Source organism: Thiomonas sp. FB-Cd, from assembly GCF_000733775.1.
Lineage (GTDB): Bacteria > Pseudomonadota > Gammaproteobacteria > Burkholderiales > Burkholderiaceae_C > Thiomonas_A.
The window spans coordinates 1,366,741-1,390,038 of the sequence record NZ_JPOE01000002.1; the positions used below are offsets into that span (position 1 = coordinate 1,366,741).

Here is a 23,298-nt window from a genome sequence, read left to right on the forward strand (position 1 = left end):
TATGCAGCAACGAATAAGGGTAAGCCCTGCCGATAAAATAGCGCTTCATTTGACACATAGCGACAGGCTGAGCGATGACATTTGTCGTGACTGAAAACTGCATCCGGTGCAAGTTCACGGATTGCGTAGACGTATGCCCGGTGGATTGCTTCCGCGAGGGACCCAATTTCCTGGCCATCGATCCGGATGAATGCATCGACTGCGCCGTGTGCGTACCCGAGTGCCCGGCCAACGCCATCTTCGCCGAAGAGGATGTACCCGGTGACCAGCAGGCCTTTATCGCGCTGAATGCCGAACTGGCCCGCAAGTGGCCCAGCATCACAAAGCGCAAGCCCGCCCCCGCTGATGCTGAAGAGTGGAACGGCAAATCGGACAAGCTCCCCTTTCTCGAGCGCTGATCGTGGCGCTTTTTTGATCCTCGACCCCATGGAAATGCACCTCAACGCGGCGATCACGGATGCCGCCCAGTGGCAAGGCGAGCCGATTGAATGCGACGCCGTCATCATCGGGGCGGGCCCGGTGGGCCTGTTCCAGGTCTTCGAGCTTGGGCTGCTGGACATCAAGGCCCACGTCATCGACACGCTGCCGCATCTGGGTGGGCAGTGCGTGGAGCTGTACCCGGACAAGCCCATTTATGACATTCCGGCCGTGCCGGTGTGCACGGGGCAGGAGCTGACGGACAACCTGCTCAAGCAGATCGAGCCGTTCAAGCCGACGTTCCACCTGGGGCAGGATGTCACGGAGCTGCAGCAGCAGGACGACGGGCGGCTGTTCGTGCGCACCTCCAAGGACCGCACATTCCTGGCCAAGACGGTGTTCATCGCCGCCGGCGTGGGGGCCTTTCAGCCGCGCACGCTGAAGGTGGACGGCTTGGAGGCATTCGAGGGCACGCAGCTGTTTTACCGGGTGAAGAACCCGGCGGTGTTTGCCGGCAAGAACCTGGTGGTGGTGGGCGGTGGCGACTCGGCCCTGGACTGGGCCCTGCACTTTGCCCAGAGCGCCGAGCACGGTGCCGAGAGCGTGGTTCTGCTGCACCGGCGCGACGGGTTTCGCGCCGCGCCGGCGTCGGTGGCGAAGATGCACGCGCTGTGCGAGCAGCACGCCATGCAGCTCGTCATCGGCCAGATCACGGGCTTTGAGCAGCGCGACGACCGCCTGGTCGAGGTGAAGGTCACGGGCAATGACGGCATCACCCGGCGGCTGCCGCTGGACATGCTGCTGGTGTTCTTCGGCCTGAGCCCCAAGCTGGGGCCGATCGCCCACTGGGGGCTGGAGCTGGAGCGCAAACAGATCAAGGTGGACACGGAGAAGTTCGAGACCAGCGTGCCCCGCATCTTCGCCGTGGGCGACATCAACACCTATCCTGGCAAGAAAAAGCTCATCCTGTCGGGTTTTCACGAGGCTGCGCTGGCTGCGTTTGGCGCGGCGCCCTACATCTTCCCGGACAAGAAGATCCACCTGCAGTACACCACCACCAGCCCCAAGCTGCACAAGGTGCTGGGCGTGGATACCCCGGTCTTCGATTGATGGGCGTGCGCGGGGCACGGCACTGAACGACCCAGCGCCGCCGAGCACCGACAAGCAGCATCCGGGGCTGCAAGCACATGGCAACCTGTGGGATCGCGTGGCGATCCCATTCGACAGGCGTGGCTTTGGACCACGCCGCCCTTGACATCCTCCCCGCCCTTGGCTTTCGCCACCGCTTGCGCGGGAAGGACGGGGATTCCTGCGGCGCTACGCATGCGTGACCTCGTGCGCAGTCGCTTCGGTGGGTTCCTGCTTCATCGAGGGGCCCGAATGCGCCACCTCTCCACAGGCTGCAACGCGGTGTCCCCGCGCCAGAATATTCATCGCGCCGACCACGTCGGCGTGATGCGCGTAGCCACACGCCACGCACTTGAACTGCGACTGCGTGCGGCGATTCTCAGCCGCCACATGGCCGCAGTCCGGGCAGGTCTGACTGGTGTGGTGCGGCGGCACCGCCACGAGCCATCCGCCGCTCCACTGGAGTTTGTAGTCCAGTTGCCGGCGAAACTCGGCCCAGCCCTGGTCCAGGATCGACCGGTTCAGGCCGCTCTTGGCCCGGACATTCGTCCCCGGTGCCTCGGCACTACCCCTGCTCGACCTGGACATGTTCCGTACCTGCAAGTCCTCGATACACACCATCGCGTGGTTTTGGCTGATGGATGTCGTGGCCTTGTGCAGGGCGTCGCGCCGGGCATTGCCAATTCTCTGGTGGAGTTTTGTGACTTTGGCCTTCGCCTTCCTCCAGTTCTTGCTGAACTTCACCTTGCGGCTCATCGCCCGCTGGTACCGCGCAAGCCGCACCGCGTGCGCCCTGAAACTGTTGAGTGGTGCCAGGAACGTGCCATCGCTGAACGTGGCAAATCGGGCAATGCCCACGTCGATCCCGATGGCGCGGGTGGCGCTCGGAATGGGCGGTTCAACCTCACGCTCGGTCTGGATCGAGATGAACCACGTGCCGCCGCTGCTGGACACCGTGACGTTGCGCACCGCGCCGAGCACATCGCGGCTGTTGCGGTAGCGCAGCCACCCCAGCTTGGGCAAGAAGATGCGGCTGTTGGCCGCATCGAGCTTGATCTGTTTCGGATCCGGGTAGCGCAAGCTCGCGCCCTGGCCTTTCCTCTTGAAGTTCGGGAAATCGGCGCGTTTGGCGAAGAAGTTGGTGTAGGCGCGCTCCAGATCCTTGAGTGCGTGTTGCAACGGGTGGATCGGCGCATCCTTGAGCCACGGCGTCTCTGCGCCGTTGCGCCAGGCCGTCAGATGCCTGGCCATGTCGACGTAGCGGATGAATCGTCCGCCCGCCTCGTGGTTCGTCTTCTGCAACGCCAGCGCCTTGTTGAACACGAACCGGCACGAACCCGCGAAGCGTCGCATCTGGCCCTGCTGCTGGCCGTTTGGCCGAAGCTCGAACTTGAACGCCTGGAGTCGCTTCATGACTGGGTGAATGTACAGCGCATCGGGCGCCACTTCAAGACCAACAAGGATGCCTGTGGCATCCACGCTGTCCTTCCTCCCCGTGCACGGGGAGGTTTGCCGCGCATCTGATCAGGGTCACCCTGCGGCGCATGCCTGCGCTTGCGCCGTTGACCGGCCCTCACTGAGACACTTTGGCTGCAGCGAGGCTCCCCCGCTTCATCGGCCCGCGCTCGACAGCATTGCTGCCGCCCAGGCTGACCGTGGTCTTCGTGGGCGGCACTTCCGACGGGCGCGGGGCCCGACGTTTCCGGCGCATACGCATCGCGCTTGCCGTCTTTGGCTCGGCACGAAGCCGCGAGGATCACGCCAACGCCGCACCAAGCGATGATCGGGCTGGCGTGTGGCCGGCGTTGTCCCGTCTGCCAGCGCCGACCGACGAAGCCGTGCTCAGCGCTTGCGGGCCAGCGTCAAGCCATCACCAATCGTCAATAGTGCGAGGTCGATCCGCTCGTCCTGATGGAGTTGCGCATTCAGTGTCTGCAGTGCTGCGGTGTCCGCATCCTTGGCCGGGCGCGCAACGGCTCCGCCCCAAAGCGTGTTGTCGAAGGCAATGATGCCCCCGCCGCGCACAAGACGCAGACAGCGTTCGTAGTAATGCACGTAATTCGCCTTGTCCGCGTCGATGAATGCAAAGTCGTAGCGATCCGCCTCCCCTGCCGATAGGCGCGCGTCGAGCGTTTGCAGCGCCGGGGCCAGGACGAGTTCAATCTTGTGGTGCACCCCCGCCTGTTGCCAAAACGGCTGAGCGATTCGCGTGTACTCGTCACTGACGTCACAGGCCAGCACGTGGCCATCGGCGGGCAGCGCCAGGGCCACAGTCAGCGCGCTGTACCCGGTGAACGTTCCGATCTCAAGGGTCCGGCGAGCACCCAGGATTTTGATCAGGAGCGCCATGAATTGCCCCTGGTCCGGCGCGATCTGCATACCCGCGTGTGGATGGTTGCGCGTGGCCTCGCGCAACGCGGTTTGCGCTGGGTGTTCGCGCAGCGACTGGTCAAGGACGTATTGAAAAAGTTGGTCGTCGATTTGCAGCGTTCGCAAGCTCATGAATGAACTCTCCGGCCTCTAAACGGCTGTCGCGGTTGTCGTGGGGGTTTCGCAGGTCACGGACCTGGACTTACCCCGTTTCCGGGGCAGAGGTTTGGGTCTCGCCGCCACGCCCGTCCCAGGCGTGTCCTGCGTGTTGAATGCGTCGACGAACACCACCAACGCGCTGTTGCTGTTGCGGTCGCGCGGCATGACGTGCCCGCAGTGCGGGCACACATGCATGCGGTCTGCGAGCGTCTTGGGCACAAACTCCCAGCACGCCGAGCAGCGCTGCGACGGTTTGAGCTGGCGCGGATTGCTCAGGTGCATCCGCGTACCATCTTCTTCCGCTTTGTACGCGAGCATCCGATGCGCCATGCCGAACCCTGCCGAGAGGATCTCCCGGTTGAGTCCGGCCTTCTGCCGTACGCGCCGGCCCGGTGCATCCACCGTGCCGCGTGCGCTGCGGCTCATGGTCTTCGGGGCCAATTGCTCGGTCGCCAGGATGGCGCATTGCCGCACCATCCTGGTTGTTTCCTTGTGCACGAAGTCCCGGCGCCGATTGCCGATACGCTCGTGCAGCCGGGCGATGCGACGCCCGAGCCGTTTGAAGCGCAACGATCCCTTCTTCTTCTTCCTGGCGCGCTGCCGCTGCAGCGCGGCAAGGCGCGGCAGTTCCTCGCGCACCCAGCGCGGGTTATCGATGGTCCGTCCATCATCGAACGTCGCCCAGTCGGTGATCCCGAAATCCACGCCACGCCGCATGCCGGCGGTGCGCTGCCGCGCACAGGCCGACTCGGGCACGCGCAGCGTCACCGACACGAACCACCCACCACCTTTGCGCGTGAGGGTGATGTCGTTGGGTTTTGCCTGATCGCCGAAGCGGTGCAGCCCGCGCGCCCGAATGGACATCGCCGCATCGCCGCTTCCCAAGCGCAGCGTGGCACCACGGCCGCCATGCTGCATGAGCTTCCAGCCAGCCGGATCGGGATAGGTAAAACCCGAGAACCGCTTGGCGGCCTTGAACCGCGGGAATCCAGGCGTCTGTCCCGCTTTGACGCGACGGAAGAATGCGGCAAAGGCCAGATCGAGATGGCGCAGCGTCTGCTGCAAGGCGTGGCTGCCGAGTGCGTTGAGCTCGGGTCGATCGGCCTTGATCTGCGGCAATGCGTTCTGCTGCGCGTAATAGCGGATGGATTTGCCCGCCTTGCGCCAGGCGTCGATGCGCTCTTCCAGTGCCGCGTTGTACAACTCGCAGTGCAGCCGCGTCCACGCCTCCAGCCGCGCCATCTGCGCGGCATTGGGATACAGCTTGAGCGTGACTTTGCGCCGTTGCATGCTGGTATTTTATCCAGCCAAAGACCGAACAACAAGCGAAAACCGCCCGCTTGACCCCCTCCTGCCCGGTCGGCTTCGCCTGAGCGACGCTGTGCGTCGGGCCGGGCGAGGAAGGGGAATGCGTAGGCACATGTTCAACCTCGGAAATCACCGTTAGCCCATCTGCATGGATCGCCCGCCCGAAAACGCGCCGCGCGCCTGTCGCCCTGCCAGCCCAATTTTTAGAGCTTACGCCGCCCTCATCCGCGATGCATCGGAGCCCCGATGCATGTTCGGCACAGCGGGCGGTATTGCTGGGTCCAAGGCGCGTGCCAGAGCGGCGGGCGCGCTGGAGGCAAGTCGTCGATGAAGATCCGCTGCCACTGGATTGGGGCCTGACGATCCCCTTTCGACCCGCCCCCGCCACGCCATTGCATGGGGGAGAGCAAGGCATTTGCCGGTGCGTTTCGCCGTCGCTATGCTCCGTCCCATCGCCAGCGCAGCGGTGAATGCAAAGCGGCTCGTAGGCAAGCCTCGGCGGCGTGATTGTCCTCGCTTAACACGGCTTGGGCTTAGGGCAAAAGCCGGCGTCCCAAACCCAACCCATCCACCTTCCAAAAAAGATTCTGCACAGCCAGGGAATTTGACCATCCATGCAGCAACTTTTCTTCCTTCTCGGTGGATCCCTTCTCGCAGTCATGGCCGGGCTCAGCTTTGTCATGCAACAAGCCGTCAACGTCAATCTGCGCGCCAGTCTGGGGTCCGCCGCGTGGGCCGGATTCGTCAGCTATGTCGGGGGCAGCGTCTGCATGCTGGTCATCGCCTTGGCCTTGCGGGACCCGACACCGCATCTCGGCGTCATCGTCAAAAGCAACTGGTGGGCCTGGACTGGGGGTCTGTTCGGTGCGATCTACATCGGCATCGCCATCGTGCTCGTACCCAGGCTCGGCACCGCAGCCTTTGTGACGCTCTTGGTGGCGGGCCAAATGCTGGCGTCCCTCGCCTTTGACCACTACGGCCTTTTTGGCCTTGCTCGGCACCCGGTGGATCTTTACCGACTCCTGGGAGCTGCTCTCCTGGTTGCGGGAGTCGTACTCGTGCGGCTTTAGGCCTCGCTCCGGGTTTGCGCAGCCTGCCCGACGCTCCGCGCCGGATGGATTGCAAGGCCAAGGCTGCGTGTTTATTGTCTGCCCAACTAAGCGCGTCGAACCATTCGAAACCGATGTGCGCGGTCGATCGCGAAATAATCTGACGGTTCGCCGCCGAGCAGTATGGGCTGTGCTCCAGCGGAGTCATACACGTCCTCCTTGAGCAGCGCGTTGGAGATGTGGACCCCGACGACCTCGCCAAGAGTCAACCATGTCTCGACTTTCACCCCACCAGCCGTCTGAAGCTGAATTATCGGGGTCATGCCCCCGCGTCAACCCATCAGCGTGGCCTCGATGGCTTGGCGGGTTGCCTTCAGCACCGACGGCAGTCGAGGCGCGAGCAGATCAAAGAGGGCGTCATGGAGTTTCAGCTCGGCCTTCCATGACGTCGCGTCGGCGTCAATGATGCAGGCAAACTGCTCCCGACTGAAATCAAGGCCATTCCAGTCCAGGTCCTCGTAGCGCGGGCTGATGCCGAAGAAATGCCCCTCCCCTTCGGCCGTTCCCTCCAGGCGTTCAATCATCCATTTCAGAACCCGCGCGTTATCGCCGTAACCCGGCCAAATGAATTTGCCATCAGGACCCTTTCGAAACCAGTTGACGCAGAAGATCTTTGGAAGCGACGAGGCGTGCTCCTGTAGCCGGTGCTCCATGTCCAGCCAGTGCTGAAAGTAGTCGCCCATGTTGTAGCCACAGAAAGGCAACATGGCGAACGGGTCACGGCGCACAACGCCCTGCTGACCAAAGGCGGCAGCAGTCGTTTCTGAGCCCAGCGTGGCCCCCATGTAGATGCCTTCCATCCAGTTGCGCGCCTCGGTCACCAGCGGTACCGTTGTCGAACGCCGGCCGCCGAAAATAAAGGCGTCGATTGGCACACCCGCCGCGTCATCCCAGGCCGGGTCAAGCGCCGGGTTGTTCGTCGCGGACACGGTGAATCGGGCATTGGGATGCGCCGCTTTCGCGCCAGACTCCTTTGCAAGGGCTGGCGTCCAGTCCTTACCCTGCCAATCGATGGCGTGCTGCGGCGCCGGCCCCATGCCCTCCCACCAGACGTCGCCGTCGTCGGTCAGAGCAACATTGGTAAAGATCACGTCGCGCTCCAGACTGCGCATGCAGTTCGGATTGGTTTCAAAGTTGGTTCCCGGCGCCACACCGAAATAGCCGGCCTCCGGATTGATCGCGTACAGACGCCCGTCGGGGCCGGGTTTGATCCACGCGATGTCATCGCCAATCGTCGTAACCTGCCAGTCACCCAGCGAAGCTGGTGGAATGAGCATGGCGAAATTCGTTTTGCCGCATGCGCTCGGGAAAGCCGCGGCAACGTGGTACTTGCGTCCAGCCGGCGTGGTCACCCCCAGAATCAGCATGTGCTCCGCCAGCCACCCCTGGTCCCGGCCCATCGTGGAGGCGATGCGCAGCGCAAGGCATTTTTTGCCCAGCAAGGCGTTGCCCCCATAGCCTGAGCCATACGACCAGATTTCCTGCGTCTCAGGATAGTGCACGATGTACTTCACGGCGGCGTTACAAGGCCAGGCCACATCCCGCTGCCCCTCTTCCAGAGGCGCTCCCACCGTATGCATGCAAGGAACAAAATCTCCATCGGTGCCCAGGTGATCCACCACAGCCCTGCCCATGCGGGTCATGCGCTTCATGTTGACAACCACGTAGGGTGAATCCGACAACTCAACCCCGATATGCGAGATTGGCGAACCCAGTGGCCCCATGCTGAAGGGAATGACGTAAAGCGTGCGACCCTTCATGGCGCCTTTGAACAGCGCGTTCTCACCGGTCTGGAGCAGCACACGCATTTCTGCCGGATCCATCCAGTTGTTGGTCGGTCCCGCATCCTGCTTGTCCTGGCTGCAGATGAAGGTCCGGTCTTCGACTCGCGCCACATCGGAAGGGTCCGAGCAGGCCAGGAAGCTATTCGGACGTTTGACCGGGTTTAGCCGCTTGAAGGTTCCGGCATCAACCAACTGCTGGCACAGGCGGTCATATTCATCATCGCTGCCATCGCACCAGTGAATGGCCTTGGCACCTGTCAAGGCGGCCATTCGGCTCACCCAGTCGATCAGCCGGGCGTTCTTGACGTACGCGGGAGCATGGGCTCGAATTTCGGCCATGAGGGATTGAGTCATCAGAGTCTCCAATGGATCGGAATGCGGCGGTGGCCCGGCATCCGCATCCCTTTTTATGTGGTGTTCTCACAAGCTGCCCGGGCCATTCATCCTAGTGGATGCCACATTCGAGTGGTGTGGTCGCAACCCCCTGCCCCGGCAGCGCGCTCGGGGCGACGATGCGGTGCCAGGGCGTTGAGCGTGCATTGACAAGCGGGGGGCGTCGAGCCGAAATTCCGTTCGACTGGCGCGAGTCCGGATGAACGTACATAAGGGCCGGCGACAGAACACCGCTGTGCTCTCGAGAAGGCAGGACTCGCCGTCGAATTTGACAAAATGCGCGGCGGCTGCTGAACTACAGGTTCGGCCATGGGCATCGCATGGCCACAGCGACTTGGGTGCAGCGAATCATGCTCGTCACAACAACAGAAAATATTCCAGGCTACCGGGTGACGGACGTCAAGGGCCAAGTCTTCGGCGTCGTTGTTCGAAGCCGCGGCCTTGGTGGCAACATCATGGCTGGCCTGCGATCGCTCGGCGGCGGGGAGATCACCGAATACACGGAAATGCTCGAGGAGGCGAGACGACACGCCGTGGATCGGCTCGTCAAGAATGCGCTCCTCATGAACGCCAACGCCATCGTGATGATGCGTTTTGACTCCTCGGAGATTGGCCAGACCATGAGCGAAATCGTCGCCTACGGTACCGCGGTCGTCGTCGAGCCCGGGGCGTGAGCGATGTTGAGAGTCGGCACCATTGCTGTGGCACTCGTGCTTGTTGCACTGGGTGCGTCCGGCCATCTTCTGCGCCGACCAGCGTTGCAGCCGCTGCTGTGGATCGGCATCGTCGTGGCGCTCGCCGTCATCCTGGAGCGTTGGCGCTACACCCGTGCTGAGCAACCCCGGGACAATGCATGGGAGCCCACGAATGAGCGATTTGTGGACCCCGGAAGCGGCAAGGTCATGATCGTCTTGTACAACCCGAAGACCGGCGATCGAAGGTACGTTGCGGAGCCCTGATACGCGGAGTTCGCACCTTGCTTTTGCGCTGTGTGTGCACTCGGGCCCCGGCAGAAGCACGCGGAGCATGGGTAAGAGCCATGCGCTCAGTCGGCGAGGATCCAGGCGCGCGCCTCGTCCACCTGGTCGGTCGCGAACACTCGCAAGGGAGCGGGCATCACGAGCCGCCATGCGTTGACTGCAATCGTGATCAGCGGGATATCGGTTACCACGGCAACACGCTCCCAGCGTGACCAATATTTCGTGCCAACGATAAAGTCCTCCCAGGCAGCCCCGACATCCACGCCAGAAAAATCCGCGCCGAGTTCATAGTAGAAGCGGACTTTCTCGTGTCGGCCCATGGCGGCCTCAACGCCGGGAATGAGCACGTTGTCATAATCGGCTTTGGTAATGCGTCCCCTGGCGACGGCACCAACGACGTTGTCAGGGAGATCTTTCAATAACTCGATCATGGATTGGCCCTCCGTGCACGTTCGATCCCCTGCTCATTCCATCAAGCGCATGCGAATGCACTTGATGTGCAATTGCAAAAGATACACTTTTGTTTCTTACCGCAAACCGGAGCCACCTTGTTGCCGTCATCCCCGCCCTTGGGCAGCGCCTCTGGCCGACGAGCGCAGCGCCCTAGGGTCCAGCGTGCCTGACCCAGGCACGGTGTTACGCTTTTCTTACCTTCCTGCCAGCCCCAAGACTTCCATGGATCACGACGATTTGCAAGGTGCCCTCACCACCGAGGAGATGCTTGACCTGGATCAGCGGCTGGAACTCATCGACGCCATGTCGCTTGGCATGGTTGAGGGGTTTGTCACGGCCGTCTTCATCAATCCGCGGCAAGTGCCCGCTGAAGAATTCTTCCCTTGGATCTGGGATCCGGAAATCGGCGAGGCAGAGCCGTCGCTGGAAGACCAGGCGGAACTCGAAGGGACTTTTTTTCTGCTCAGCCGCTTTGTTGCCAACGTGGCACTGGACCTCAGCCAGAGCCTTCACAGTTTCGAGCCCCTGTTCCTGCGTGATCCAGGGTTGGCGAGTTCAGTGGACTGGTGCAATGGGTTCATGACAGGCACACGCTTTCATATGGAACTGTGGGAGCGTGTGGCGAAGGAAGCGCCCGAGCTCTTCGAGGCCATTGGGCGGTTGGGCGACGCTGACGACGATGCCGACCGTGAAGAACTCGAACGGCTGGTCGCGCCCAGCGTGCTGGGCATTGCCATTGAGTTGGACGCGCAGCGGGAAGGTGACTGAAGGCGGCGTAACTCGTACGCGGCACATGGTTGATGCCGCACCGAGCGGCCGAGGCTCAGCGCCGAAGGCCCTCTGGCGCCGGACCAACCCGCGCGGCAATCCACCGCAAGCGCGGCGCAGTTGAGGTCGCTGTTTTGGGCTTGGGCGACCCGCGCCGGGCGCCATGACCGGGCTGCAGGCCGATCGCCTGTGCCATGCATGCGACTTCGGACCGCTCCGGCCTTGGCGGCATCGCGCACAGGCCTATCGTATGGTTGCGCTCGTTGATTGGGTGCTGGCCGAAAAAAGTGGCGCAGCACGCCTCGAACCACCTGCCAGGGCCTCCTGTTCAACCTACACTTGGCATGGATTGCTGCAAGGCGCAGCGATTCCAGGATTGGAGGCCACCATGCAATTTGCGAGATCCCTTCGGCGCTTTACCCTATTGCTGCTTTTGGCTTGCCTGCCCGCCTTGGCTTGTGCGGCAAAGGTCCTTGTTGCCATCAAGGGCATGGACTTTCATCCCTCGACGGTCACGGTCGCCCCCGGCACCACGGTCGTCTGGACGAACGATGACAGCTTTGCGCACTCGACCACGAGCGACACGAAGGTCTGGGATTCCGGCCTGCTCGATCCAGGCAAGAGCTACAGCCATACCTTCGACAAGACCGGTACGTATCCCTATCACTGCGCCATTCACAGCTTCATGACCGGATCGGTGGTGGTGAAGTGATGCTTGCGGCTTACGCCACGCCGCCGTCCCCGCCGATTTTGGCATCGATCTGAAGCGGGCGCCCCCGCTTGCCGTGCCCCAGGGCCAACGCAGCGGCTCACCGCATCGCAGCGCTAGCGGCGCCGCATCTTTTGTGTCGACTCGCGCCGTTCCTGGGCTTCGAGCGTGAGGCTTGCCGTCGGGCGTGTCAGCAGCCGAGGAATGCCGATTGGCTCTCCGCTTTCTTCGCACCAGCCGTAGCTGCCATCGCGGATGCGCTGCAGGGCGCTATCAATGGCATGCAGATGCTTGCGCTCACGGTCTCGCACCCTGAACTCGATCAGATGATCCTCATGAACTCTCCCGCCGCTAAACGCATGGCGTTGTAGCGGGGGTTTCGCGGGTCACAGGCTTGGACTTGCCACGTTGCCGTGGCAGAGGTTTCGGTCTCGCCGCCACGCCCGTCCCAGGCGTGTCCTGCGTGTTGTGCGCGTCGATGAGAACCACCATTGCGCTGTTGCGGTCGCGCGGGGCCGTGTGCCCGCACTGCGGGCACACATGCATGCGTTGGCTCAGCGTCTTGGGAACAAGTTCCCAGCACGCCGCGCAGCGTTGCGACGGTTTGAGCTGGCGCGTATTGCTCAGATGCAGCCGCGTACCAGCTTCTTCCGCTTTGTACGCCAGCATCGGATGCACCATGCCGAACGCGGCCGAGAGAATTTCCCGGTTGAGTCCGGCCTTTTGCCGCACGCGACGGCCCGGTGCATCCACCGTGCCCTTCGCGCTGCGGCTCATGGTCTTCGGGGCCAGTTGCTCAGTCGCCAGGACGGCGCATTGCCGCACCAGCTTGGTTGTTTCCTTGTGCACGAAGTCCCGGCGCCGATTGCCGATACGCTCGTGCAGCCGGGCGATGCGACGCCCGAGCCGTTTGAAGCGCAACGATCCGTTCTTCTTCCTGGCGCGCTGCCGCTGCAGCGCGGCAAGGCGCGGCAGTTCCTCGCGCAGCCAGCGCGGGTTGTCGATGGTCCGTCCATCATCGAACGTCGCCCAGTCGGTGATCCCCAAATCCACGCCGCGTCGAAAATCAGCGGTGCGCTCGCGCGCACAGGCCGCATCGGGCACGCGCAGCGTCACCGACACGAACCACCCACCACCTTTGCGCGTGAGGGTGATGTCGTTGGGTTTTGCCTGATCGCCGAAGCGGTGACGGCCGCGCGCCCGAATGGACATCGCAGCCTCGCCGCTTCCCAAGCGCAGCGTGGCACCACGGCCGCCGTGCTGCATGAGCTTCCAGCCAGCCGGGTCGGGATAGGCAAAGCCCGCGAACCGCTTGGCGGCCTTGAACCGCGGGAATCCGGGCGTTTGACCAGCTTTGACCCGGCGAAAGAACGACTGGAAGGCGAGATCCAGACGCCGCAGCGTTTGCTGCAAGGCGTGGCTGCCGAGTTCGTTGAGCTCAGGCCGATCAGCCTTGATCTGTGGCAGCGCGTTTTGCTGGTCGTAGTAGCTGATCGACTTGCCGGCCTTGTGCCAGGCGTCGATGCGCTCTTCGAGCGCCGCGTTGTACAACTCGCAGTGCAGCCGCGTCCAAGCCTCAAGCAGCGCAGCTTGCGCGGCATTGGGATACAGCTTGAGCGTGACGTTGCGCCGTTGCATACTGGTATTTTATCCAGCATGGAGAGGAACAACAAGCGAAAACCGCCCGCTTGATCCCCTCCTGCCCGGACGGCTTCGCCTGAGCGACGCTGTGCGTCGGGCCGGGCGAGGAAGGGGAATGCGCGGGCATGTGTTCAAGCGAGGCGCGATCCGAAGGATCCGGGGTCGGCTCAAGGACCTGCAAATGATCTGTGGTTTCTTGCGCTGCGCGAAGCAGCGCATCGCGCTCGGCGCAAAGGAGAGCCCGGAAAAATGCAAGCTGTTCCGGCGACATGTACGCAGTTGCTGGCGCCGACATGAGCTCAGCCAGCGCTGCAGGCGTCACTGCGGAGGTTGGGACATCGGTCATGGTCTACCTCGTCGTCGAATGGGCAAGTTGGCGTGTGCAGCCTGAACCCGATGCTCACATCATGCCAGTTTCGTGCGAACACCCAGGAATGGCGGCGAGGACGCCGCAACGAGCCGATCCTGGGCCGAAGCCATCGCCTCGATCGCCGGCGTGCCGTCCCGCCTTACGCGTCGCACAATTCACGCGGCATCATTTGCAGGTTGCGTACGATGGTCGATGCTTTCGTCCACTTTCCGGAGAACAGACGTGCCCCAAACCACGACTGACCACAACGCGAAGCTCGAGCGGCTCGACGCGCTTTTGTTGCAAGACTGGGTACCCAACGCAGCCATGGACCTCTCCATGCTCGACGGGTTCTTTACCGCCGCGATTTCCAGCCCGAAAGACATTGCATTCGACCAAGCCCTGCCGAGGGTCTGGGATGTGGAGCAAGGCGTTGTCGAGCCGGTGTTCCCATCCAGGGAGGCTGCCGAAGAAATGCTCGGTCTTCTTCGCGAGCATTGGGACTATCTCGCCGCGATGCTTGGGCAAACGCCAGACCAGTTCGATCCCGTCTTTTCGGAAGGCCCGGAGGGGGTTGTCATCGAGGACTGGTGCCTGGGCTACATCGCCGGCATGCAACTGGATCCCAAGTCCTGGGACGGGCTTTCGGACGAAATGCGCGATGTGCTCGAGCCGGTCTTTTTGTACGGAACGGACGAAGGCGAAGACCTGCTGAAAGAGCTGGCGCTAACACCCGAGCAGCGCGATGACATCGCACGCGCACTTCCCGACATGGCCCTGGCTCTATACGACGAGTTCCACCCACGGCCATGACAGGCGCGGCTGGGATGCCGATGCGAAGCCATGGACCTACCCGATGCAGGGCCTTTCCCATGCCGGATAACACGAGGGCGGCGCCGTGGATATGCTCCACACCGCCAGCTTTGGACCCATTTGCGGACAGCCAGTCAACGCATCGCGGCGCAGGCCGTTGTTGGTGTGCAGTCCAAACTCCTGGCTGTGCCATCCCGACCACAACCCGAAGGAAAAATCCATGAAAAAGCTTGCTCTGTCATTTGTGCTGGCCAGTTTTGCCATCGCCCCCGCGTTTGCTGCCATGAAGGAAAAGCCCCTCAAGGTCGAGCTGGCTGCGCAAAATGACTCTGGCGAAACCGGCTACGCCATGCTGTACCCGCACGGAGCCAAAACCAAAGTCATCGTGCACCTGAAGGGCACGCCCAAGGGCGTGGCACAGCCTGATCATATCCACAAGGGAACCTGCGCCAATCTCGACCCGAAGCCGGCCTATGTGCTCAAGCCCGTGGTCGACGGCAAGTCTGTCACCACCGTGCACGTTTCGGTCGCCGATCTGCTCAAGGAGCCGATGGCCATCAACGTGCATGAAAGTGCCCAGGACATCAAGAAGTACGTGGCTTGCGGCGACATCACGGCGCCAAAATAAGGCGTCCCGGCCGACCAACCGGAAAGCCGGCCCTGTGGCTAGCCGGTGGTTTATCGTGGATATAAAACCCACCGGAAAACCCAATTCCCCCGCAACCAAGTTTTAGCCTGGTTGCGGGGGAATTGGGGCATTTGGGTGATCAGGTCGGTGCATCTTGTTGCTGGATGTAGGCCTCGAGCACTTCCAATGGAGCGCCGCCGACGGAGATTACGCAGTAACTTCGGCTCCAGAGAACAGGGCTTCGGTAGAAGGGATGACGCGTTACGCGCTGTCGTTGCGATACGCGCGACGGCATGTGTCATCACGTCAACACATAGTCCTGCGGCAACGCTTGAGCCGGGAGATCGGTTTCGCCCAGCATGTCACGCAACGCGATTTCAATGCCTGTGGACAAAAAATCAAGCGGTAGATCATTGGGCAACAGGCCAAACGGCTCCTCCAATTCCTCGTTCAGCGCGTCCAATGCCAGAAACGTGTATGCCACGAACGTGACGATCAACGGCGTGAGAACGCCGATGCTGCTGACGAGACCAAAGGGCAGCAAGAAGCAATAGACGTAAACGGTGCGGTGCACGATGACCGAATAGGCATAGGGAATCGGCGTCGTGACAATGCGTTCGCAGCCGCCAACGACCGACGTCATTTCACTGAGCGACTGGTCCATCGCAGCCGCCAGCTGCGGATCAAGCCGGCGCGCAGACATTGCGCCACCGAGCGTTGTGCCGAGATGCAAGAGCAATTGTGCCGGCTTTGAACGAGCCGACGCAATCTGCTCGCCCAGACGTTCATGAAGCAGTGGCCTTAGCTGCTCCATCGGGTCGCTCCCCCTGAGCTGATGCCTCAACGCGTGAGCCGTGGCAATGATGGCATAGACGAACGGCCTTGCATCCTGGGGCTGTTGCACCCAAGAGAGGTATTGCCGGGTCAAGGAGCGGCTCGCATTCAGCAGCGCACCCCAAAGCTTCCTGGCTTCCCAATAGCGCTCGTAGCTGGCGCTGTTGCGAAAACCCAGAAAGATGGCCAGTGCAATGCCGATGAGGGTGAACGGGATGAACGTCAGGCCGACCTTCCAGCCCAGGATGTCACCCTTGCTGGCCGTGATCGCTTCCGCCATCGCGGCAACGATCAGAAGCTGCACCCAGATCTTGGGCAGCACCGAGCCATGCCATACAAAGAGCATGCGAAACCAGTGCAAGCGTGGTCGGCTGATCATGCAAAAGCAAAAGACCGGAACGATGCCTCACACTGTACGGGATCTGCGACACACCTGGGTCTGAGCATCAACGGGCGCAGGGCCGTTTCCCTGGGGGATCACCGCTGGCCACATGGCGCTCCCTTGCAGCGCGTTGCGCCAACCCCGTCACCCGTCACCCTTCAGCATTGATGCTTGGCGGTGTCGCCGCCCGTCAGTTCCAGCCGCCGGAGTCATCCATGCCGCCACTGCCGGAGTCATCCGACCAACCGCCGGCATCGTTCACACCGAAGTCTTGATCTTCCGGCAGAGCTTGCGAAGCGTCGGCATTCGGCATGAAGCCCCCGCCTTGCGCCACACCCGTGTTGTTGTGATCGAACAGTTTGTCGACCAGCATCTCGCCGGCTGCAAAGCCGGCGCCCATCCCGATCCCGGTTCCAACCGCGCCCAGGAAGCCGCCAGAGCCCCCAGGCTGAGGGTAGGCGCCGGGCTGCGCGCCGAAACTGGTGGGAGCGCTCGGATTCGGCCACCCTGCCGGCATGACCTGAACAGGCTGTGGGCGCCGTGATCTGCGATAGACCGCAATCAACATCAGCACCGCCATCAACCCCAATGCGCCACCGATGAGTGTACCCATGGGGAATGGCGATCCTGCATTGGCCACATGGCCGGTGTGGGCTGCGATCTGCCGCTGAAACGCGTTCAGGTTCGCCTGCCGTTCAAAGGGCAACCCGGGATCAAGGCGTTTAGCCAGCTCCAGCTGATTTGATGCCTGGGCCCACTGTCCTTGAAGCGCGAGCACCCGTGCGTCCACATAGTGTGCCTTGCCAGAATTCGGGTAGGCCGCGAGAACTTGGTTGATCTCGCTCTGCGCCTGCTGCAGATGACCTGTTGTCGCGGCGGTGTAGACGTCGTGAATCGACGGAACGCTTGGTGCCGCCCATGCAGGAGCTGCCAGGAAGGCAAGGATTGCGATAAATATGTACTTCATGATCTGTGGGAACCCATGTCTTAACGATCCGATGTCATCATGTCGAGCGCTCCGCAATGCGGCAACAGCAGTCGACGACCGCCCATGACGCTGCCACACCCTAGCATGGAAGCGTGAACGGCCGCACCGTCCTCTCGATGTCGCAACACCCAGAAATGCACCATTGCTGACGCCGTGCGCTTCACGCCGCGCCTTCGCGCGCAACGACCAAGGCCTATTTCTTGCTGGCCTTTTGGGCGGCAATGCGCCGGCGCAACCAGGACTGCGCCTGCGCCTTGCTCACCTCGGCCAGCCCGCCCACGTCCAGCAGCAGCCTCGAACTTGACAGACAGCGGCCCGTTTGGGCGTCGTACAACACACCCGTGATGCCGTCGGCCAGCACTTGGTGACCGCCGTGGAACGACAGCTCCACGACCAGACGCTGGCCCAGAAACAAGCGCCCGGGATTCAAGCTGCTCCCGGCGTGGGGCAAGGTTTTACCGTCGATCCAGTGGCCCAGCGCCGCCACGGCCCCGGCAGACAGATGGGTCGCGCCGGAGGTCGAGCCTCCAAAGGGCGCTTCAGGCCCAATCGAAGGATGCATGGCTGGGGTCATCTTAGGTGTAAGCATCCCACACCATAGCGCGTTTGCTGCAACCGCGCACACCAAGGGTGTCATCGCCCGCAGCCTAGGCACAATCATCGCTCCTGTGCCCGGCCCGCCGCGGTGGCGCTTGCGCGACGGCTTGCATCACGCGAGCGCCACCGCGGCCAACCCACCACCAAACCCGAACGGCTGCAATCAAGCGACGCTTGGTTGCGGGGGACATCGGGAAATTTCAGCGATCAAGCCGGCGCATCGTGCTGCTGGATGTAGGTCTTGAGCATGTCCAGCACAGCGATCCCGACAGAGATCACGCAGTCCTTCCGGCTCCAGAGAACTGGGTTGCGGTCGAAGCGGTTAAGCCGTCAATTTTGCCTTTGCACCACATCCCCGTGAATTGACGCATTGAGGGTCTTGCACATTGCTGGAGCGCGGCGTAGATTTGAATCGAGCACAACAAAAACAAGGAGGTCGTATTGCCTATCAACTGGGAAATATTCTGACCGACCAACACGCTGCGGCGTGAAACGGCTCCCGCCCATGGGAGCCATGCGTCAGGCACTGCACAGACCATGCGTCAGTCAGTGCCTGAACTTTTTTTGGGCCCTGCTGCTGGCGGCGGGACGAAGTGCGTATCCGGAGAAGAACGGCGCGCACCACAACGACCCCCGCCCCATTGGCTTTCCGCAGGATCGGCATTGCACGGATGCGTTCGGAAAGCGAGCTTGCGCGCAGCCCGCCCTCACTCGACTTTGCCAGATGCGAACCCGCCCTTAACCGCGGGCGAGCGGATTCGGCGTTGGCTCAGACACCTTGACCAGCGTACTGCGATCGGTATGGTGAAAGGGCTCGTCCCGGCCAAGGATCTGCAAAACCGTGTCCTCATCGTAGCTCCAGGTGCCGTCGCCATTGATCGCAATTCGAATGCGAAATTCCGTCGTTCGGAACGCCCGTTGCAGGAATGGCGCCGAGCAGATGCCGTAGGTTTCGAGCCCCTGCGTCGCCACGAGCTCGAAGGTGGTTGCGTCGGCACTGGCGTGACCCGCGGCCATCGCGACTTGCCCGCGTGGAATCGTCAGCGTTTGAATGATGGTCCCGGTTGCCGGCTCCCACAACCAGTAGCCGACCTGGTCATGATAGGTCTTGACTTGGTTCGGCTTGACCACATGCTGGTGGTAGCGCAGACCGTAGAGGAGCTGAGGGCCATTGGTTTGAGGATCGATGGGCTGAAGCTCGATGCGCTCGACGTAGGCCTGCTTCTTCGGGCCTCAGCCTTCGGCTTCACGTCCAGACCCCGTGCGCCCTCCCACACACCAGCCATGGCCCGCAAGGGGCCGAGGTTGGCCAGCGTGTTGACGTCAACACCCTGCGGTTCGGTGTAGATGTCTGTCGGAAACTCGTCGCTCATGCGATTCCTTAAAAGGGGCCCGGAACATGGCCATTGTCTTACATCCAACCCCAAATGCCTTGTGGCGAGATCGCCGAGGCCTGCCAGCGTTGCGTCGCGCCGCGCGCGCGCCGCGCCTGTTCTTGCGTGACCCTCGCAGGAATCAACCCAGAGGTATGTTGTCCGCCCGTGTTGGGGCACAATGCGCGACAACAGCCAACGAGGCGCCGGCAATCCGCACTGCGCCGATCGCGGGGGCGTCAAACGCGAGGCTCACCGTGCCTCGCGCATACGGCCATACTGGAGAGTGTCCGTGAAAACCCATTACGTCATTACATCCGTCTTTCTCTTTGCCGTGGCCACGTCCGCCAGCGCCATGACATTCACTGAATATGCCCACAATCTCAAGACGGATGCCATTCATGCCGGCAAGAAAATCGTGCAGGTGGGTGCTGACACGGGACACGCGGTCGTCCATGCCGGGAAGGTGGTCGGCGGCGATGTGGCCAACGGCGTCAAGCAGAGCTACCACGCGACGACACATGAAGTGAAAAAACTAAGCTAGCCCGGCGCACGCCGCGCTGAGGTGAGAGCCCCGAGTGGTGATCGGATGAACGCGCGCTGGCCGCGCCCAATTTGCGCTGGCGCCGATCCTGCATCGCCGATACCCGAGCGCTTCATGCGGACAATTCTGGCCGCATACGCCACAACTCCCGCTGGCGCTTACTCGACCACCTGCGCAGTCTTTGTGCCTGGCACGGCGTGAGTGGCAATCTCAACCGCCGGTCAGTGCCCGAGCTTGCATGGTCCCAAGCCACGGATCTGCGCTTGATCCGTGGCGGGCTCTCATTGCACTAACTGGCTCGATGCTCGCGCATTGGGTCACTCTTCCATGGCTCGACTGCTTTGGACTGAAGTTCATCCGGCGGTCTAATGCCAAGTTCCTCCGCAACCTTATCCGGTCGCGGCTGCAAGCGATTGCGACGCCGATAGGCCGCGCCACGCACCTCGTTCGCACCGACATGGCCGACCAACCAGTCCAACAACTGCACATCGCGGGAGCTCTCAATGCGAACACCGAGCCTCCACAGTAGCGGCTCACTTCCCAAATCGCTCACGGGACTCTCCTTTCATAACGCACATCACTGATGTTGATGGCTCAAGGCTGTTGCGTCTTACGTCACAACTTGTTTCAAGTTTAGCGCGCACGATGCGGGATGACTCTGCGGTTTCTCAATATTTTGCGCCCAGACAAAGTCAACCCGCTGACGTAGCGCAGTCCGCAGCCGGCATCGTGCATGAGGCCGCTGAGGATACCGAAAAACCAGCACAAGGCGCCACGCTCGCTTTTTTTGCACGCGTTGGCTCGAGCGTGATCATCGCGCGCCGACAACCAGCTTCTTGACGGCGGCCGCGCAGGAAGGGCTGCAGATGGGGCACACCAATGGCGCCACACGTCACGCGAACGGCGTCCGGCGGCAACGGCCATCAATCCACGACGTGGCGCTGCCGCGCATGCGCCGCGCGTGCAAGGCGGTATTTCCCCCAGCAATGCCCCGCCCGAGCGGATTCGGATGTCAGGGCAAAACCGTTGATGCTGCACAGCAACATTTACGTGGATGGCTCTTGAAATTCCATCGGTAGCTGTTAGATTAGGGTTAACCCTTATTTCAATGGAAGACTCCCCTCGACGGGAGAAACATCATGAGCACGTTCACAAAATTCCTCCAAAAAATCTTCTCAGGGCTTGAGTCCCAAGAGCAGCTGGATGAAGAGTACTTGTCCCGCTCGGTCGACGTCTGTGATCTTGAGCGGCGCATCCATGAACTCGAGTATCGCGGCAACGAGCACGAAAGTCTGCCCTTGCATGCGGCATTCCCGGGTCTGAATAGCCGCAAGGCTCTCTGGTAGCCATTTGTTGTGCAGTCTGCGGCCCGCGCAGTGTGCGCGTTGACTGGGCGGGAATTAGCGTCCAGCCGGGGGTGAAATGTGCGACCGCGCTCAACGGTGGTTTTGCGCGCCTAAGAACCACGCGTGCTGCCGCAATCTGCACGCCAAAATCACCGCACAGGACAACCTGCGCGCTTCGCGAAACACGGCTTGAGCCTGAACCCCAGACGGTCGGGGCAGCGTCGCACAACGGCCCGCTCCTGTGCTGGGATTGGATCGTGGGCGAAGCAACCGACTGCTGGCACCAAGCTCCGATGCGCGCGCCGCCCGACGCAAATCGCACGCTCCCGCGACCAAGCGCCAGGCGCTGCAGCACGGGATGCGCGGCGATTTTGCTCCATCGCTGCTGGCATCAGGCCAAGCCAAGGCCCTATGGGGCCTTGCGGTCAGAATTGCGCAAAGAAGGTTCGGGCCGCAGCGGTGCAGAACACGCGCTCGTTCGTGTGATAAAGCTCCAGACCGATGTTGGCGCCCAGTTTGGTTGTCACGCCTGCCTGATAGTTTGTGAAGGCTTGCTGCGCTTGCGTCGCAACTGCTTGCATCGTGGCGGTTTGGGCAGTGGACAAACCGTGGCTTGTGAACGTGCCCGTCGTGCCACTCGAGATATCGAGGTCGAGGGTGGCGTAGCGCAAATTTGGATCGCTCGGCGCTTTCGAGTTCAACACTGCCGTCATCGCTGCAGCCCCCTGCTCCCAATAGACCTCCGGGTCATTGAGGCCGCCGCACATCATCAGTGGCATGCTGGGGGTGTAGTTGCGCAGATCGTTTGCTTTGAGATCCTGGCGCAGCAGCAATTGCGGACTGGCTGGTAGCGTGGCAGCCGTGGTGGAGAAATCCGGAGCCGATCCGTTCGACGGAGCCGCACCGTCCGCATTGGCATCGACATCGTTGACATAGGCCTCGCGAAACGCCGTGCTGATCAGGTAATTCGACGGATCAAAACCGCTCAAGCCCAAAGGCGCCCCCGGGGAAAGCGTGTTGAGATTGGAATAGCCTGTCGGGGCGGATTGGAACAGGGCCGTTTGGGGGATAAGCCCCTGCTGCATCGCGGCTTGCGCGCTGACAGCGCCGGGAAAGAGGGACACCGCATTGGCATACTGCGTGGAGAAGACTTGGCTGGGATTGATCGAGCCCTGCTTCAGATGCGCGTACGAGTTCACCACCATGGGCAAGAAAACCGTGCCCCCGAAGTCGGGATGACCCAAAAAGATCTCATCCCCGGTGGCGAGCAAGGCGTAGGGACCGGACATTGGAGCCCCCGCCGTTGCAGGATGACCCTGCGAGTCCAGCGCGGCAAGGGTTGCCATGGACACATAGCCGCCTTGCGAGTAGCCCGTGACGTAGAGTTTGCCGTCGTCACTGACCGATGCATTGAGCAAGCCGAGCATCTGGCGCCCCGCGGTCAGCCCATCGATCACGTCCTGGGACTGCTGCGAGCCATTCAGATACGGGGCATACGGCAACGAGGAGATGTCGTAGCCGGCATAGTTTGGAGCAATCACGACGTAGCCTTGCGCCGCAAAGACCAGCGCAATGCGGGTGGACGTCCCGTAGGCCGGGTTTGCTGTGTTCGTGATCGCCGAGAGATCTTCGGCGCGCTGATCCGCGGTCCCATGGGCATAAAGGACGATCGGCCGCGGTCCGGTGCACTGTGGCGCGGTTCCGGTTGGGACCATCAGGGCGCCGGACGCGTTGGTGGCCTCGCCTTCACCACCGACGGTGGCATACGTGAATTTCACGACCTGCACGCCGCAGACCGGGGTTCCCACGAGCGCTTGCGCCTGCGGGTCCGGGTACCGCGTGGCGAGAAGACTATCCAATTGAGCCGTTGAAAGCGCGCCTGTCGTGTCGACGGTCGTCGCAAGCAGCGTGTTACTCGTCCCGCTGGTGGCAACCGAACTGCTACCGCCCCCGCACGACGCTAGCGCGAGTGATCCGGCCATGATCGCCAGGCCCCATTTGATCTGCATGGCTGTCTCCTGTTGGCGGTCAAGGCGCTCAGTCGGCCTTGAGACCGATTTGGCCGCGACAAAATCGCACGGCCGTTCGTTTTCGCCGATGCTAAGAGCGGGTGGTGCTGACATGTGTCACGAAAGGTAAGCCCCGCAGGCGCCAGCTGCTGCCGCTCATCAGCATCCATGCGGCACATGTGCACGTCGCTCGTCGCGAGCTGATCGGGAGCCTTG

The 23,298-nt window shown here is 62.1% G+C and carries 25 protein-coding genes and 2 pseudogenes; 11 read left to right on the top strand and 16 right to left on the bottom strand.

The window, feature by feature from the left end; translation table 11 throughout:
- The first annotated feature begins 74 nt into the window (after window positions 1-74).
- On the top strand, window positions 75-398 hold the full coding sequence (gene fdxA, locus CD04_RS0106630; RefSeq protein ID WP_031405244.1) for a ferredoxin FdxA: 324 nt from the start codon (window positions 75-77) through the stop codon (window positions 396-398).
- Window positions 399-426: 28 nt separating this feature from the next.
- The gene (locus CD04_RS0106635; RefSeq protein WP_031405246.1) at window positions 427-1,527 is read left to right on the top strand and encodes an NAD(P)/FAD-dependent oxidoreductase; all 1,101 of its coding nucleotides are present in this window, start codon (window positions 427-429) and stop codon (window positions 1,525-1,527) included.
- A gap of 207 nt (window positions 1,528-1,734) precedes the next feature.
- On the opposite strand, the gene CD04_RS0106640 is transcribed toward CD04_RS0106635, so the two are convergent.
- The 3 genes from CD04_RS0106640 to CD04_RS0106650 all read right to left on the bottom strand — a co-directional run bounded on the left by CD04_RS0106640 (window position 1,735) and on the right by CD04_RS0106650 (window position 5,364).
- A complete protein-coding gene (locus tag CD04_RS0106640) occupies window positions 1,735-2,958 on the bottom strand; it encodes an RNA-guided endonuclease TnpB family protein (RefSeq protein WP_031405247.1) in 1,224 nt (407 codons plus the stop codon).
- 429 nt (window positions 2,959-3,387) lie between these two features.
- Window positions 3,388-4,047 (bottom strand): class I SAM-dependent methyltransferase, encoded by a 660-nt coding sequence (locus CD04_RS0106645; RefSeq protein ID WP_031405249.1) that lies wholly within the window; start codon window positions 4,045-4,047, stop codon window positions 3,388-3,390.
- Window positions 4,048-4,065: 18 nt separating this feature from the next.
- The gene (locus CD04_RS0106650) at window positions 4,066-5,364 is read right to left on the bottom strand and encodes an RNA-guided endonuclease TnpB family protein (RefSeq protein WP_031405250.1); all 1,299 of its coding nucleotides are present in this window, start codon (window positions 5,362-5,364) and stop codon (window positions 4,066-4,068) included.
- Window positions 5,365-5,996: 632 nt separating this feature from the next.
- Here CD04_RS0106650 and CD04_RS0106655 point away from each other — a divergent pair.
- Window positions 5,997-6,452: a DMT family transporter gene (locus CD04_RS0106655; protein WP_031405252.1), complete on the top strand. Its 456-nt coding sequence runs from the start codon at window positions 5,997-5,999 to the stop codon at window positions 6,450-6,452.
- An 86-nt stretch (window positions 6,453-6,538) separates the two neighbouring features.
- On the opposite strand, the gene CD04_RS0106660 is transcribed toward CD04_RS0106655, so the two are convergent.
- Both CD04_RS0106660 and CD04_RS0106665 read right to left on the bottom strand, forming a co-directional pair.
- Entirely contained in the window at window positions 6,539-6,754 is a 216-nt protein-coding gene (locus CD04_RS0106660) for a hypothetical protein (RefSeq protein ID WP_031405255.1), read from the bottom strand.
- 9 nt (window positions 6,755-6,763) lie between these two features.
- The gene (locus tag CD04_RS0106665) at window positions 6,764-8,629 is read right to left on the bottom strand and encodes a phosphoenolpyruvate carboxykinase (GTP) (RefSeq protein ID WP_031405256.1); all 1,866 of its coding nucleotides are present in this window, start codon (window positions 8,627-8,629) and stop codon (window positions 6,764-6,766) included.
- A gap of 389 nt (window positions 8,630-9,018) precedes the next feature.
- On the opposite strand from CD04_RS0106665, the gene CD04_RS0106670 reads away from it, so the two are divergent.
- Window positions 9,019-9,342: a YbjQ family protein gene (locus CD04_RS0106670; RefSeq protein WP_031405258.1), complete on the top strand. Its 324-nt coding sequence runs from the start codon at window positions 9,019-9,021 to the stop codon at window positions 9,340-9,342.
- 3 nt (window positions 9,343-9,345) lie between these two features.
- Window positions 9,346-9,627: a hypothetical protein gene (locus tag CD04_RS0106675; RefSeq protein WP_156030140.1), complete on the top strand. Its 282-nt coding sequence runs from the start codon at window positions 9,346-9,348 to the stop codon at window positions 9,625-9,627.
- A gap of 86 nt (window positions 9,628-9,713) precedes the next feature.
- Here the strand turns inward: CD04_RS0106675 and CD04_RS0106680 are convergent, their stop codons facing one another.
- Window positions 9,714-10,079: an STAS/SEC14 domain-containing protein gene (locus tag CD04_RS0106680; RefSeq protein WP_031405262.1), complete on the bottom strand. Its 366-nt coding sequence runs from the start codon at window positions 10,077-10,079 to the stop codon at window positions 9,714-9,716.
- Between the two features lie 244 nt (window positions 10,080-10,323).
- Here CD04_RS0106680 and CD04_RS24120 point away from each other — a divergent pair, with 244 nt between their 5' ends.
- The gene (locus CD04_RS24120; RefSeq protein WP_031405264.1) at window positions 10,324-10,869 is read left to right on the top strand and encodes a UPF0149 family protein; all 546 of its coding nucleotides are present in this window, start codon (window positions 10,324-10,326) and stop codon (window positions 10,867-10,869) included.
- 388 nt (window positions 10,870-11,257) lie between these two features.
- Window positions 11,258-11,581 (top strand): cupredoxin family copper-binding protein, encoded by a 324-nt coding sequence (locus CD04_RS0106690; protein ID WP_038168083.1) that lies wholly within the window; start codon window positions 11,258-11,260, stop codon window positions 11,579-11,581.
- A gap of 113 nt (window positions 11,582-11,694) precedes the next feature.
- Here the strand turns inward: CD04_RS0106690 and CD04_RS0106695 are convergent.
- The 3 genes and pseudogenes from CD04_RS0106695 to CD04_RS25200 form a co-directional block, all read right to left on the bottom strand.
- A pseudogene (locus tag CD04_RS0106695) lies at window positions 11,695-11,907 on the bottom strand (TraR/DksA C4-type zinc finger protein); the annotation flags it as partial.
- A gap of 22 nt (window positions 11,908-11,929) precedes the next feature.
- A complete protein-coding gene (locus tag CD04_RS0106700; RefSeq protein ID WP_031405269.1) occupies window positions 11,930-13,216 on the bottom strand; it encodes an RNA-guided endonuclease TnpB family protein in 1,287 nt (428 codons plus the stop codon).
- Complete coding sequence (locus tag CD04_RS25200) at window positions 13,155-13,565, bottom strand: hypothetical protein (protein WP_369792779.1); 411 nt, start codon at window positions 13,563-13,565, stop codon at window positions 13,155-13,157. The genes CD04_RS0106700 and CD04_RS25200 overlap by 62 nt, the downstream gene beginning before the upstream one ends.
- A 246-nt stretch (window positions 13,566-13,811) precedes the next feature.
- Between CD04_RS25200 and CD04_RS0106705 the strand changes: the two genes are divergently transcribed.
- Complete coding sequence (locus CD04_RS0106705; protein WP_031405271.1) at window positions 13,812-14,381, top strand: UPF0149 family protein; 570 nt, start codon at window positions 13,812-13,814, stop codon at window positions 14,379-14,381.
- A 220-nt stretch (window positions 14,382-14,601) separates the two neighbouring features.
- Window positions 14,602-15,009, top strand: a complete 408-nt coding sequence (locus CD04_RS0106715; protein WP_031405274.1) for a hypothetical protein — start codon at window positions 14,602-14,604, stop codon at window positions 15,007-15,009.
- Between the two features lie 139 nt (window positions 15,010-15,148).
- Here the strand turns inward: CD04_RS0106715 and CD04_RS25000 are convergent, their stop codons facing one another.
- From CD04_RS25000 to CD04_RS21515, 5 genes and pseudogenes are all read right to left on the bottom strand, one after another.
- The gene (locus tag CD04_RS25000) at window positions 15,149-15,304 is read right to left on the bottom strand and encodes a transposase (RefSeq protein WP_081857839.1); all 156 of its coding nucleotides are present in this window, start codon (window positions 15,302-15,304) and stop codon (window positions 15,149-15,151) included.
- A 6-nt stretch (window positions 15,305-15,310) separates the two neighbouring features.
- The gene (locus CD04_RS0106720) at window positions 15,311-16,222 is read right to left on the bottom strand and encodes a bestrophin family protein (RefSeq protein WP_031405276.1); all 912 of its coding nucleotides are present in this window, start codon (window positions 16,220-16,222) and stop codon (window positions 15,311-15,313) included.
- Window positions 16,223-16,415: 193 nt separating this feature from the next.
- Window positions 16,416-17,192 carry a tetratricopeptide repeat protein gene (locus tag CD04_RS0106725; protein WP_031405278.1) on the bottom strand — a complete coding sequence of 259 codons (777 nt, stop codon included), beginning with the start codon at window positions 17,190-17,192 and terminating at the stop codon, window positions 16,416-16,418.
- A gap of 214 nt (window positions 17,193-17,406) precedes the next feature.
- The gene (locus CD04_RS0106730) at window positions 17,407-17,775 is read right to left on the bottom strand and encodes a hypothetical protein (protein ID WP_156030142.1); all 369 of its coding nucleotides are present in this window, start codon (window positions 17,773-17,775) and stop codon (window positions 17,407-17,409) included.
- Between the two features lie 773 nt (window positions 17,776-18,548).
- Window positions 18,549-19,183 (bottom strand): annotated as a pseudogene (locus tag CD04_RS21515) (FABP family protein).
- A gap of 292 nt (window positions 19,184-19,475) precedes the next feature.
- Here CD04_RS21515 and CD04_RS0106740 point away from each other — a divergent pair.
- The gene (locus tag CD04_RS0106740) at window positions 19,476-19,727 is read left to right on the top strand and encodes a hypothetical protein (protein ID WP_156030144.1); all 252 of its coding nucleotides are present in this window, start codon (window positions 19,476-19,478) and stop codon (window positions 19,725-19,727) included.
- A gap of 289 nt (window positions 19,728-20,016) precedes the next feature.
- Here CD04_RS0106740 and CD04_RS23650 read toward each other — a convergent pair whose 3' ends face one another.
- On the bottom strand, window positions 20,017-20,280 hold the full coding sequence (locus tag CD04_RS23650) for a hypothetical protein (RefSeq protein ID WP_156030146.1): 264 nt from the start codon (window positions 20,278-20,280) through the stop codon (window positions 20,017-20,019).
- Between the two features lie 586 nt (window positions 20,281-20,866).
- On the opposite strand from CD04_RS23650, the gene CD04_RS21520 reads away from it, so the two are divergent.
- Window positions 20,867-21,073 carry a DUF3563 family protein gene (locus CD04_RS21520; protein WP_038167551.1) on the top strand — a complete coding sequence of 69 codons (207 nt, stop codon included), beginning with the start codon at window positions 20,867-20,869 and terminating at the stop codon, window positions 21,071-21,073.
- Between the two features lie 425 nt (window positions 21,074-21,498).
- Here CD04_RS21520 and CD04_RS0106765 read toward each other — a convergent pair whose 3' ends face one another.
- Window positions 21,499-23,082, bottom strand: a complete 1,584-nt coding sequence (locus CD04_RS0106765; RefSeq protein ID WP_038167552.1) for a S9 family peptidase — start codon at window positions 23,080-23,082, stop codon at window positions 21,499-21,501.
- Window positions 23,083-23,298 lie beyond the last annotated feature (216 nt).